Source organism: Sphingomonas bacterium (assembly GCF_903644055.1).
In the GTDB taxonomy this organism is placed as follows: domain Bacteria; phylum Pseudomonadota; class Alphaproteobacteria; order Sphingomonadales; family Sphingomonadaceae; genus Sphingomonas_I.
Genome location: NZ_CAHJXD010000219.1, coordinates 1 through 11,490, shown reverse-complemented (window position 1 = coordinate 11,490; position 11,490 = coordinate 1). Strand labels below are relative to the sequence as shown.

General features: G+C 62.4%; 11 protein-coding genes. 3 read left to right on the top strand and 8 right to left on the bottom strand.

The window, feature by feature from the left end:
* Positions 1-106: 106 nt before the first annotated feature.
* Together HUU94_RS09735 and HUU94_RS09730 are read right to left on the bottom strand one after the other, a co-directional pair.
* Positions 107-655 carry a hypothetical protein gene (locus tag HUU94_RS09735; RefSeq protein WP_174274889.1) on the bottom strand — a complete coding sequence of 183 codons (549 nt, stop codon included), beginning with the start codon at positions 653-655 and terminating at the stop codon, positions 107-109.
* Positions 656-845: 190 nt separating this feature from the next.
* Positions 846-1,091: a hypothetical protein gene (locus HUU94_RS09730; RefSeq protein ID WP_254602116.1), complete on the bottom strand. Its 246-nt coding sequence runs from the start codon at positions 1,089-1,091 to the stop codon at positions 846-848.
* A gap of 116 nt (positions 1,092-1,207) precedes the next feature.
* Here HUU94_RS09730 and HUU94_RS09725 point away from each other — a divergent pair, with 116 nt between their 5' ends.
* Positions 1,208-2,686, top strand: a complete 1,479-nt coding sequence (locus HUU94_RS09725; RefSeq protein WP_174274887.1) for a S10 family peptidase — start codon at positions 1,208-1,210, stop codon at positions 2,684-2,686.
* A gap of 241 nt (positions 2,687-2,927) precedes the next feature.
* Here the strand turns inward: HUU94_RS09725 and HUU94_RS09720 are convergent, their stop codons facing one another.
* Both HUU94_RS09720 and HUU94_RS09715 read right to left on the bottom strand, forming a co-directional pair.
* Complete coding sequence (locus HUU94_RS09720) at positions 2,928-3,299, bottom strand: hypothetical protein (RefSeq protein ID WP_174274886.1); 372 nt, start codon at positions 3,297-3,299, stop codon at positions 2,928-2,930.
* A gap of 96 nt (positions 3,300-3,395) precedes the next feature.
* Positions 3,396-4,523 (bottom strand): hypothetical protein, encoded by a 1,128-nt coding sequence (locus HUU94_RS09715; protein ID WP_174274885.1) that lies wholly within the window; start codon positions 4,521-4,523, stop codon positions 3,396-3,398.
* 213 nt (positions 4,524-4,736) lie between these two features.
* On the opposite strand from HUU94_RS09715, the gene uvrA reads away from it, so the two are divergent.
* The gene (gene uvrA, locus HUU94_RS09710) at positions 4,737-7,769 is read left to right on the top strand and encodes an excinuclease ABC subunit UvrA (protein WP_174274884.1); all 3,033 of its coding nucleotides are present in this window, start codon (positions 4,737-4,739) and stop codon (positions 7,767-7,769) included.
* Between the two features lies 1 nt (position 7,770).
* Here the strand turns inward: uvrA and HUU94_RS09705 are convergent, their stop codons facing one another.
* The 4 genes from HUU94_RS09705 to HUU94_RS09690 form a co-directional block, all read right to left on the bottom strand.
* Complete coding sequence (locus tag HUU94_RS09705) at positions 7,771-8,826, bottom strand: beta family protein (RefSeq protein WP_174274883.1); 1,056 nt, start codon at positions 8,824-8,826, stop codon at positions 7,771-7,773.
* 1 nt (position 8,827) lies between these two features.
* A complete protein-coding gene (locus HUU94_RS09700; protein ID WP_174274882.1) occupies positions 8,828-9,307 on the bottom strand; it encodes an ImmA/IrrE family metallo-endopeptidase in 480 nt (159 codons plus the stop codon).
* 394 nt (positions 9,308-9,701) lie between these two features.
* Positions 9,702-10,349: an MT-A70 family methyltransferase gene (locus tag HUU94_RS09695; RefSeq protein ID WP_174274881.1), complete on the bottom strand. Its 648-nt coding sequence runs from the start codon at positions 10,347-10,349 to the stop codon at positions 9,702-9,704.
* Complete coding sequence (locus HUU94_RS09690; protein ID WP_217429601.1) at positions 10,336-11,070, bottom strand: BglII/BstYI family type II restriction endonuclease; 735 nt, start codon at positions 11,068-11,070, stop codon at positions 10,336-10,338. Before HUU94_RS09690 ends, HUU94_RS09695 begins: the two co-directional genes overlap by 14 nt.
* Positions 11,071-11,119: 49 nt before the next feature.
* On the opposite strand from HUU94_RS09690, the gene HUU94_RS09685 reads away from it, so the two are divergent.
* Positions 11,120-11,347 (top strand): hypothetical protein, encoded by a 228-nt coding sequence (locus HUU94_RS09685; protein WP_174274880.1) that lies wholly within the window; start codon positions 11,120-11,122, stop codon positions 11,345-11,347.
* Positions 11,348-11,490 lie beyond the last annotated feature (143 nt).

Below are 11,490 nucleotides of genomic sequence, written 5' to 3'. Positions count from 1 at the left end.
GCTCCCCCACCCGACCTCCCACAGAATATCCTGATTGGGAGGTCGGGTGGGGGTGCGGGCCGGTGCCGCCTGAAACTCGCACTTCCGCGAGTTTCCAAACACGCCCTCAGTTCGGCAGCGCCACCTCGATCTTGTCGACCCACTCCGGATAGAAGCTCGGGCTGCGGTTCGACCAGCCTGGCGCGGTCGCCGCCGCCTCGCTGATCGATTGCAGCAGGGTGCGCCGCTTCTCGGGATGCAGGTGCGGCAGCGCCGCCGCCGCGCAGAAGGCGCCGGGCAGCCACGGCCGCACCGAACCCGCGATCAGCCGTTCGTAGAGGAAGCGGTACGAGGCGAAGCTCGTCAGCCGCCCCTGCCCCAGATCGAAGGCGGTGATCGTCACCAATGGCGAGAAGAAGGGCTCCATCTGATCGAGCCCGCTATCGTCGGGAACATGATCGCGGATGTGATCGAGCCGGCAGTAGATTCGCGCCTGCGCCTTGATGCTCGCCGCCTCGACGACATCGCGGCTCCATCGCGCCATCGCATCGGTGCGCGACAGCCCGATATCGAGCGATCGGCGGATATAGCGCTGCGTCGAGGACGAAAAGCCCGCGAATTCCTTCATTTCAGCAAGGGACATCGTCCCGTCGGCCGGCCGTAAACGCTCACTCATCTCGCCCTCCCGCTCCGAAAGCCGAAAGGAGTATGCCACGACGATAGTTGCCGGGCACTTAACCCTTAACGGCTCGCGGATCGGAATGAATCACAGTTGCTGCTGCGATGCAACATAAGGTGAGCGCTCTGGCGCTCTAGCACCCGACTGTTGCAGAAATGAGTCGGACTTATCCCCAGGAAAGTCGGGATCAGTGCGAATCCGCCGCGATCTTCGCCTCGGCCTCGGGATCATAGCCCGAGGAGGGTGCTGGATCCTTGCCCTTGCCCGGCTGGGTGTTCGATGGCGCGTCGGAGGTCGGAAAGCTCTCGTCGAGCGCGACGTCCAGCTTGGCGTCCTCGTCGCCGGGATTGCGCTTCAGCGCCTTGTTGTCGGTGGCGTCGTGGGCGGTGCGCACGTCGGTCATCGCCGGTGTCTCTGCCTTGTCGTCGCTCATCATGCCGCTCCCATAAGATACCGGGGTAAACGCCCCGCCGCCGCGCCCCGTTCCGCTTGCCCTCGCGGGCCCCGTGCAACAGTGTCGCGGCCGTATCGAATCGGAACGGAATCTTCATGCGCCTGCTCCTCGCCGCGGCACTGGCCCTGCTCGCCACGCCGCTCCTCGCCGCCGATCCCGCGCCCGAGAAACCCGGAGCCCCCAAGGCCGATATCGCGCTGCCCCCGCTTCCCGCCGACAGGTCGATCCGCCAGTCCGCCGTCATCGCCGGCAAGACGATCGCCTATCAGACGACGATCGGCGCGATCCCGGTGACCGACGACAAGGGCAAGAGGATCGGCGAGGTGATCTACACCGCCTACACCGTGCCCGGCGCCAACCGACCCGTCACCTTCGCGTTCAACGGCGGCCCGGGCGCCGCCTCCGCCTATCTCAACTTCGGCGCGATCGGCCCCAAGCGCGTCCAGTTCGGCGCCGAGGGCAACGCGCCCTCCGATCCCGCGCGCCCCGGCGACAATCCCGATAGCTGGCTCGATTTCACCGATCTCGTCTTCATCGATCCGATCGGCACGGGCTTCAGCCGCAGTCTCGAGGACGAGGCGGGCACCAAGCGCGACTTCTACACCGCCAAGGCCGACATCGAATATCTCGGCCGCGTCGTCTTCGATTGGCTGGTCGGGAACAAGCGGATGACCGCGCCCAAATATATCATCGGCGAAAGCTACGGCGGCTTCCGCGTGCCGCGCCTCGCTTATTACATGCAGAGCCGGCTCGGGCTGGGCCCGGCGGGGATCATCATGGTCTCGCCCTATCTCAATCCGCAGGCGATCGACGATGACGAGAATGCGCTGTCGCCGCTGCCGTACATGGTCTCGCTGCCCTCTATGACCGCCGCCTTCCTCGAACGCCAGGGCAAGCTCGCCGGCCCCCAAAGCCTCGCCGACGTCGAGGCCTACACGCGCGGCGAATTCGCCACCGATCTGTTCCGCGGCCGCGCCGATCCGCAGGCGGTACAGCGCCTCGCCGCCAGGGTCTCGGCCTATACCGGGCTCGATCCCGCGCTCGTCCGCCGCCTCGAAGGGCGGATCGGCGTGCGCACCTATCTGCGCGAGATCCATCGCGAGGAAGGCAAGATCGGCTCGGTCTACGACAGCAACGTCACCGGCTACGATCCCTTCCCGGCGGCGGTGGAGCAGCGCTCGGGCGATCCGATCCTCGATGCCAGCATGGCGCCGGTGACGGGCGCGGCGGTCGATCTCATCACCAATCAGGTCGGCTACAAGGTCGATGCGCGCTACAATCTGCTGTCCTATACCGTGAACCGCCTGTGGGACCGCGACAACAGCGACGCCTCCGTCGCCGATCTCCGCCGCGCGGTCGCTGCCGATCCCAGGATGGCGGTGATCATCGCCCACGGCATGGACGACCTCTCCTGCCCCTATTTCGCCAGCCGCCTGATCGTCGATCAGATGCCGAGCTTCGGCCAGCCCGAACGCATCCACCTCGCCCTCTTCGCCGGCGGCCACATGTTCTATTCCCGCCCCGCGAGCGGCGCGGCCTTCCGGCGGACCGCGATGGCGATCTACGCACGATAAGCCACCTCGATCGTCACCCCGGCCTTGATCAGGGGCCCCGCTTCTTCGTCGGCAGGCAAGGCAGCGGGATCCTGGGCCGAGCCCGGAACGACGGTTAAAATATCGGGCCTTAGCGTCCGTCCTGTTGACGTTGCACTCTCGTCACCCCGGACTTGATCCGGGGTCCCGCTGCCTGCAAACGCTGAAGAAGCGGGACCCCGGCTCAAGGCCGGGTGACGTCTCAGCTCGAACGGGGCAACCTCTATCCCTTGGACTCCGGCTTCTTCGCGGCCTCATTGGCGGCCGACATCTTCTCGAACAGCCTGCCCAGCCCCGCCACCGCAAGGCCCGCCGCGATCTCGGCGAATTGCTCACCGCCGGACTTGGCGCCGGCGGGCTTCGGCTCGGCTTCCGCTTTCGGCGCGCAATGCGGCGCCGTCCGCGCCGCGCTAGCCTGCTTGGCCATCGCATTCGCCGCCATCCCCAGCGCGCCGGCGATCATCTCGCGGACGATCGGCTGCCTGAGCTCGGCGATCGCGCGCTCGGCCTGCCGCCGCGCCTCCTTGGGCAGCTTCACGCCCGCGATCCGCTTGGGCAGCTTGCCCGGCTTCTTCTCGCTCTTCTTCTTGCCCATCGCGTGGCGCCTGTCCTGACTGTCTCACCAACATAATACAGTTAGCCGCATGCACAAGGGTGCAACCGTCGGCATCCATATCTTGGGAGACTCTCGTCAGATCTTGGCGCGCAGCACGCACTCGTTGAGTTTGACCTGCATGTCGCCGATATAAAGCAGGGTTTCGGAAAGTGCGGCTTTTGCCACCGTCAGTTTCTGGCCGGCCGCCACCGCGTCCTGTGCCTTTCTGTTGGCTTGTACGACGATCGGTTTCTTCGCCGGCGTGAGGGCGAGCATTTTGTTCGGCAGTTGCAGTTGATCGTACATGCCCTTCGGCAAATCGAGCTTGGTCCGATATTTCATCAGCAGTTCGGCGGCGTCGGGGGTAGCCTGCGCCTGCCCGCTCTTCTCGCCTTCCGCGACTTCGATTGCCCTGGTTTCGGTTTTGCCGTCCTCGACCGTCTTGACGTCATCTGAAAGCGCGGTGTTCGCGATCGCCGCGGCGCCGGCATCGGCTTTCGCCTTGTCCAGGTTTTTCTTGTCGGCTTCCTCCTGTTCCTTCCGCTTCTGCTCGATCGCCTTGAATTCGGTGATGATGGCGTCGGGCGAATAGCCGCCGGCGCTGCTCAGGCGCTGCGCGGCGACATTCTCGACCGACAGCAGCGCACTTACGATCAGCTCATAATATTGATCGACCGCCTTGATCGCGACGGCGGTGCCGGAACCGGGATCTGCCCTGACCGCGCCACGCGCACCCTGTGGCGGCGTCGTCTTGTCCAGCAGCGTCGTCCCGTAGGCATCCACGCCGACCGACTGGTTCTTGATGCAGACCAGCGCATCGACCGACGCGGCCAGGATGGGCAATTTATCCTTCGGTGCGTAATAGCCCTTGAATCCGTTGAGCCCGGCGGTTGCCGCCCCGGTGCCGATCGCGACGCCCGCCGGCGCGCCTGCCGCCATCGCGGCCGCACCCCCTATCGCGATCGCCATCGCGGGCACCTCGAAATGCTGTCGACCATTGGCGACATGGTGCTCGGCACATCGATAGGCATAAAGGAAATTGTCGATCAACTTGCCGGCGCCGTCGATGCTGTGGGCGATAGGCGTGCTCGTGGGCTGGACGCCGCAGCCTGGCTTGAAATTGGCGCTCGCATCGGATTCGTTGGCCATCTCCACCTTGGGCGGCGCAAAGCTATAGGTCGCGCATCCTTGCAACAGTGACGCGCACGCCAGCACGCCCGCCAATCCGGTCCGATTCATAGCTACCCCCGTTCTTCCCGGCGCGCAGGCTATCGTTGATTTCCGACGTGCCAAGAAAAAAAGCTTCCGATTCGGACCAACCATCGCGTGCGCGGCGGGGATGGGCCGTGGAAGCTGGAAATTCGCTACCCGCTCCCTATCTCGGCACCGCTTGCCCGGCGCTTGCCCCATCCGAACAAATCTGGAACAATTCGCCCCATGGCCCTGACTCATCTCTCCGTCCGCGGCGCGCGCGAGCATAATCTCAAGAATGTCGACGTCGATATCCCGCGCGAGACGCTGACGGTGATCACCGGGCTCTCCGGATCGGGCAAGTCCAGCCTCGCGTTCGACACCATCTATGCCGAGGGCCAGCGGCGCTATGTCGAGAGCCTGTCGGCCTATGCGCGGCAGTTCCTCGAGCTGATGCAGAAGCCCGACGTCGATCATATCGAGGGCCTCTCGCCCGCCATTTCGATCGAGCAGAAGACGACCAGCCGCAACCCGCGCTCCACCGTCGCCACCGTCACCGAAATCTACGATTATATGCGGCTGCTGTGGGCGCGCGTCGGCGTGCCTTACTCGCCCGCCACCGGCCTGCCGATAACCTCGCAGACCGTCAGCCAGATGGTCGATCGCGTGATGCAATTGCCCGAGGGCACGCGCTTCTACCTGCTCGCCCCCGTCGTGCGCGGGCGCAAGGGCGAGTATCGCAAGGAGCTCGCCGAATGGCAGCGCGCGGGCTTCACGCGCGTCCGCATCGATGGCGCGCTGATGGAGATCGAGGAAGCCCCCGCGCTCGACAAGAAATACAAGCACGACATCGACGTGGTGGTCGATCGGCTTGCGATCCGGGAGGGGATCGAGACGCGGCTGGCGCAAAGCTTCGAGACCGCGCTCAAGCTCGCCGAGGGGCTGGCCTATGTCGATGTGGTTGCGGAAGCGCCCGCCTCTCCCCTCCCGCATGCGGGAGGGGCCGGGGGTGGGGCGGCCACCGTTTCGGACGCCACCGCCGATGGAGAGCGCGAACCCACCCCCAACCCCTCCCGCCCGCGGGAGGGGAGCAAGAACGCCACCGGCGGCGCGATGAAGGGCCTCGCCCTCCCCGAAGGCATCTCCGACCGCCTCACCTTCTCCGAAAAGTTCGCCTGCCCCGTCTCCGGCTTCACCATCGCCGAGATCGAGCCGCGCCTGTTCAGCTTCAACGCCCCGCAAGGCGCCTGCCCCGCCTGCGATGGGCTCGGCGAGAAGCTCTATTTCAATCCCGAGCTCGTCGTCCCCAACGAAGCGCTGTCGATCAAGCAGGGCGCGGTCGTCCCCTGGGCCAAGTCCAACCCCCCCAGCCCTTATTACATGCAGGTGCTGGGCAGCCTCGCCAAGGCCTATGAGTTCGATCTCAAGACCCCCTGGAACGAGCTCGGCGAAGACCAGCGCTACGCCATCCTCCATGGCACGCGCGGCAAGGCGATCCCGCTCACCTTTATCGACGGGCGCAAGAGCTACACCGTCACCAAGGCGTTCGAAGGCGTGATCGGCAATCTCGAGCGCCGCATGCTCGCCACCGAGAGCGCCTGGATGCGCGAGGAGCTCGCCAAATATCAGGGCACCCGCCCGTGCGAGGTCTGCCAAGGCGCGCGGCTCAAGCCCGAGGCGCTGGCGGTCAAGATCGCGGGCGAGGACATCAGCCTCTCCACGCGCCGCGCGGTCGGCCCCGCGCTCGCCTTCTTCCGCGCGATGGCGGGCCACCTCAACGATCAGCAGCGCCAGATCGCCACCCCGATCCTCAAGGAGATCGTCGAGCGCCTCGGCTTCCTCGACAATGTCGGCCTCGATTATCTCAACCTCGATCGCACGAGCGGAACGCTCAGCGGCGGCGAGAGCCAGCGCATCCGCCTCGCCAGCCAGATCGGCAGCGGCCTCTCGGGCGTGCTCTATGTGCTCGACGAGCCCTCGATCGGCCTCCACCAGCGCGACAACGATCGCCTGATCGTCACGCTCAAGCGCCTCCGCGATCTCGGCAACACCGTGATCGTCGTCGAGCATGACGAGGATGCGATCCGCACCGCCGATTATGTGATCGATATGGGGCCGGGCGCGGGCGTCCACGGCGGCGAGGTCATCGCCGCGGGCAGCCTCGCCGAAGTGCTCGCCAACGAAAACAGCCTCACCGCCGATTATCTCACCGGCCGCCGCATGGTCCCGCTCCCCGCCAAGCGCCGCAAGGGCTCGGGCAAGAAGCTCACCGTCAAGGGCGCGCGCGCCAACAATCTCAAGGACGTCACCGCCTCGATCCCGCTCGGCACCTTCACCTGCATCACCGGCGTCTCGGGATCGGGCAAGTCGACCTTCACGATCGACACGCTCTTCGCCTCCGCCAGCCGCCAGCTCAACGGCGCGCGCATCCTCGCGGGCCATCACGAGAAGATCGAGGGGCTCCAGCATCTCGACAAGGTGATCGACATCGATCAGTCGCCGATCGGCCGCACCCCGCGCAGTAACCCCGCCACCTACACCGGCGCCTTCACGCAGATCCGCGATTGGTTCGCCGGCCTCCCCGAAAGCCAGGCGCGCGGCTACAAGCCCGGCCGCTTCAGCTTCAACGTCAAGGGCGGGCGGTGCGAGGCGTGCCAGGGCGATGGCGTGCTCAAGATCGAGATGCACTTCCTCCCCGACGTCTACGTCACCTGCGACGTCTGCCACGGCGCGCGCTACAATCGCGAGACGCTGGAGGTGAAGTTCCGCGACCGCAGCATCGCCGACGTGCTCGACATGACGGTCGAGGATGCGGTCGAATTCTTCAAGGCGGTGCCCAGCATCCGCGAGAAGATGGCGATGCTCGCCGAGGTCGGCCTCGGCTACGTCAAGGTCGGCCAACAGGCGACGACGCTCTCGGGCGGCGAGGCGCAGCGCGTCAAGCTCGCCAAGGAACTCAGCCGCCGCGCCACCGGCAACACATTGTACATCCTCGACGAACCCACCACCGGCCTCCACTTCGACGACGTCCGCAAACTGCTCGAAGTCCTCCACGCGCTCGTCGAGCAGGGCAACACCGTGGTGGTGATCGAGCACAACCTCGAGGTCATCAAGACCGCCGACTGGATCATCGACCTGGGGCCGGAGGGCGGCGACAAGGGCGGCGAGATCGTCGCGGTGGGGACGCCGGAGACTGTGGTGAAGGAGGCGCGGAGTTACACGGGGCGGTATTTGGCTTCATTGTTAGGGCAAAAAAGTGAGCAGGCGGCAGCGGAGTAGCTTAGAATGGATCGATGTACGGCTCGTCTGCTACTGGTACAGATAGTCCAAGATTTGCCTGAGCCGTCAGATGCATGTTTACGCGAGCAGCTATAGCGCTTTCCGTACCAGATATTTTTCCTGGAATATCAAGCGCCGTACAATCGATGACATGTTTACCCCAGCAGTCTGGCAATGTCGCCCAAGCAGCGTCGTCTTTAGCTCTTTGAGCTAGAACAGCATATCCGACGTCTGTATCGGTCTGTCGGTAGGAAATCCAATCGTTGGATCTAGCGGTGTCAATCCGATCGTAATGAGTACCCCCTCCTTGTTCTTCAGAAAGTCTGGTACTACCCCAGTCTCCGTATACTAACTTAGCGGCATTATGTCGGATTACGAGGCGGTTAAATAGCTCTCGATCGTCTATTAAAAAATGACCTTTTTTGTCTATATGACTGAAGGAGTTTGGAAAGCTACTTGACATCGCCACTACGTCTACCGAGTTATCCCAATCCGTAATCTCTGAAATTCGGCTTGACATCCAAAACTCTTGAGACAAAACATCAAGAGACCAACCAGCATCAACTACAAATAGGACATCATCTGGAACTAACAGTCCTGTGTGAAGAACGTCCTGAAGATTAATTCCGGAATTTGGCTGCAATCTTATAACAAGACCGCGTCCAAGTTCTGTGGCAATGCCAAGCTGGTTTTCAATTTGAGTGAACCCGCTTCCGTCAGCTCTTAAGACGGGAACGCGCTCCTGAACCGACGCGACGAAATCATAGTAGTTTCTGAACGCATTCTCTGGTTGAAAGAGGGCCTCAAATTGCTCTGCTGCAGGATGGCAATTTACAAAACCTCTTTTTGCGGTATCAAGATCACAGCCATATCGATAACCTCCGAAAGCATCTGCAAGACGATCTTCTATAGCAGTTAGTTGCTTAGCATTTGGCCAAGGTCGAACACCAACAACAGGAAATAATCTATCTCTTGTCGCTTTGTCGAGATGCTTTAGTGCCTTGATCTCCGCACGCTTTGAGAACAAGACAGACACGTATTGTGCGGATTGAAGCATCCTACTTGATCTCTAATCTAACTTTCATGGCAGGCAATGAAACTCGAAACGTCCTTGCTATTGCTGCGGCAGAAATCTCATCCCGCTTTCCTCCCAGCTTTTTTAGCTCATCCATTACTCTACTGTAAGGCATTACGATATTCGCAGCAAGTCTGTTAGCTTCAGCTTCCCGCGCTGAGCTAAGGCTAGATCGATACATTACGGAGTCCACTACCCCACTGCGGATGTAGTCGCGATGCAGGAGGTAATGAGCAATCTCATGCGCAATCGTAAACCGCTGGCGTTCATCCGTCTCATAGCGATTAACTCTTATACGAAATCCGCTTGGAGCGTTTACGTCGGGTTCTATCAAACCCGAAATGCTTGGGCTCAGCGCAGCAAGCCCGATCGGCAATCCAAGATCACTAGCAAGTTTACCTACAGGAACTGGGATCTGGGCTGTATAGCTATCCAATATGGCTTGCTGTTCAACATTTATCATGATCCACTCTCTTCCTGATCGTCATTCCCGTCATCTTCCCGGGGAGATACGCCTTCGTAAACCGCTTCGCGGACTGCCAGTTGAACGAGACTCCTTAGTGGTCGACCCTCCTGTAGTTCTGAACCTATATAGTCTATAGAATGTTGGCGCAGTTTAGTTTCGATAGATGTCCAGCCAACAACCGCCAGTGCGCCAACGAAAAGCGTTACTGCTGTTAACATAACACCCAAGCACGTAAGCATTATAGACACAAAGTCGGCGTAGGATAGTGTGTAAGAACTCGTGCCAAATTGCCTCGTAGAGGCAGCACCAAGAACACCTGCCACCAATCCGATTAGCATCGTTGCTACATAGTTTCCTACAACCTTCCACTTGCGGCTGACCTGCACCACATCTACTCCGCCGCCTCGACCCATTCCACCGCACCCCCACGCCGCGAGTTATGCGCGTAGGTGTCCCACCCGATCTCATATTCCTCGGCCTGATTGCCCCACGCCGTCCAGCCCTTCCGCGCCCCACGCGCGAACATCTCCAGCCTCGGCCCCGGGCTGCACGCCTCAACGATATCGTAGAATTCGTCGGGCTTGCGGCTATGCTCGCGCTTGCGCGTGCCGAGCAGGTTGACCTGGCTGCGACCCGGTTGCAGCGTCCGCGCATTCTTGCCGCGCACGCCGAACAGCACCAGCTCGGTGACGTTGCGGAAATAGAAGCCGACCCCGCGCCCGTCCGATCCGCCGTCCTTGCGGATCTTGTGCCAGACGATGTTCGATTTGTACTCGAACCCCCACGCCTTCATCACCGCTAGCCCCTCGGGCAACAGCGCGTTCGGCACCCACAGATAGAGATGCGCCGGATCGGCGGCGACGCCCGCCACCGGCAGCGCACAAATCTCGTCCAGCTCCATCGTGCCGTAGCGCGAAAGCCGGCGATGCTCGGGCGCCATCTTGCCGGTGCGGTTCTGAAAGCGCCACGGCGGATCGGCTAGGATCGTCTTGAACTTGCGTCCGCGTGTCGCCTGCGCGAAATCCTCACTCGGCGTCATCGTAACTATCCCCTTGTTCAGCCGGCTCGATCGGTATCGCATCCTCGACATAGAGGTTCTGCGTGATGCCGAAAGCAAGTATCGGACAGCCGCCACCCCCGCCGCCTTCCAGGCGCGGCAGAAGCTTGTCCATGTGGGTCGTCGAGGCGCCATACTTGTCGGCGACCTTCTTGCCGAGCGACCGGAAGATCGCCTGCAAATGGCTGGATCGCGTGAGGATCACACCGACGTCGATCACACGCAGATCGAACAGCAAGCGGAAATTGTTAAGGTCGCGATCGAAGAAGGGATCCTTGTTGTTCCACTCGATCTCAAGGCCGACGCGCCCCTTGAAGCAATCGACCTTGTGGGTCGGCGAATCCCGCTCTTCCTGATCCACGCGGATCCGTGTCGCGAACTTCTTCTCCGCCCAGCCGCGCTCCGTGAGGAAGCCATCGAACCGTGAGGCGATCACGCTCTTGCGGCCGCCACCCTTGAGGATTTCGCTGCGAAAGAATTGGAAAGCGCGCAGCGCCGCAACGATCTCGTTCCATTCGTGCGGATGAGCGGTGGCCAGAACGCCCGTCGCGTTCCGCCATTCATGGACCTCGTACCGTGCGGCGATGTCTGCGGGAACGAGATGAGTCGTGACCATAGGCCCCATTCTGAAGCGAATCGGCAACAGTCGCAAGCGAAAAAGAACATAACACGAACCTTTTTGCTGTCCTACAACCCCCGACATGTGATAGCTGGTCCGTCCTTCCGAACGACTCTTTGAAAGGACACGTCTTATGGCTCCCGGCACGCATCCCGATTTCGAAGGCGATCTTTTCGGCGACGCGATCGTAGCGCTCGCGCACAAGCTTCATCCTGGGCCGGCGGGCGAGATCGTCGCCGATGCGGCGCGCGAGATCCTCGCCACGTCCTTCGCCGAAGATGCGGAGGCGGAGGATTGCCTCGTCAGGCTGAAGATGGTGCTGGGCTATCGCCCCTCCGGTTACGACGGAGCCTTGCAATGAGCGCGCCGGCCTTCCCGCCCGCGCCGCTCGTCCGCGACCGCATCGATCTCGCGCCCGAGCGCGATCGCCGCGCCTGGATCGATTGGGCCGCGCACGTCGATGCCGGGCGCATCGGTGCCTCCGCCGCCGCGCCGCCGCCGGGC

What these genes read in the sequence shown, in the direction of transcription:
- HUU94_RS09700 (WP_174274882.1), bottom strand. Translation starts at nt 9,307, where the DNA reads ATGATAAATGTTGAACAGCAAGCCATATTGGATAGCTATACAGCCCAG.
- HUU94_RS09690 (WP_217429601.1), bottom strand. Translation starts at nt 11,070, where the DNA reads ATGTCGGGGGTTGTAGGACAGCAAAAAGGTTCGTGTTATGTTCTTTTT.
- HUU94_RS09735 (WP_174274889.1), bottom strand. Translation starts at nt 655, where the DNA reads ATGAGTGAGCGTTTACGGCCGGCCGACGGGACGATGTCCCTTGCTGAA.
- HUU94_RS09725 (WP_174274887.1), top strand. Translation starts at nt 1,208, where the DNA reads ATGCGCCTGCTCCTCGCCGCGGCACTGGCCCTGCTCGCCACGCCGCTC.
- HUU94_RS09730 (WP_254602116.1), bottom strand. Translation starts at nt 1,091, where the DNA reads ATGAGCGACGACAAGGCAGAGACACCGGCGATGACCGACGTGCGCACC.
- HUU94_RS09705 (WP_174274883.1), bottom strand. Translation starts at nt 8,826, where the DNA reads ATGCTTCAATCCGCACAATACGTGTCTGTCTTGTTCTCAAAGCGTGCG.
- HUU94_RS09695 (WP_174274881.1), bottom strand. Translation starts at nt 10,349, where the DNA reads ATGACGCCGAGTGAGGATTTCGCGCAGGCGACACGCGGACGCAAGTTC.
- HUU94_RS09685 (WP_174274880.1), top strand. Translation starts at nt 11,120, where the DNA reads ATGGCTCCCGGCACGCATCCCGATTTCGAAGGCGATCTTTTCGGCGAC.
- uvrA (WP_174274884.1), top strand. Translation starts at nt 4,737, where the DNA reads ATGGCCCTGACTCATCTCTCCGTCCGCGGCGCGCGCGAGCATAATCTC.
- HUU94_RS09720 (WP_174274886.1), bottom strand. Translation starts at nt 3,299, where the DNA reads ATGGGCAAGAAGAAGAGCGAGAAGAAGCCGGGCAAGCTGCCCAAGCGG.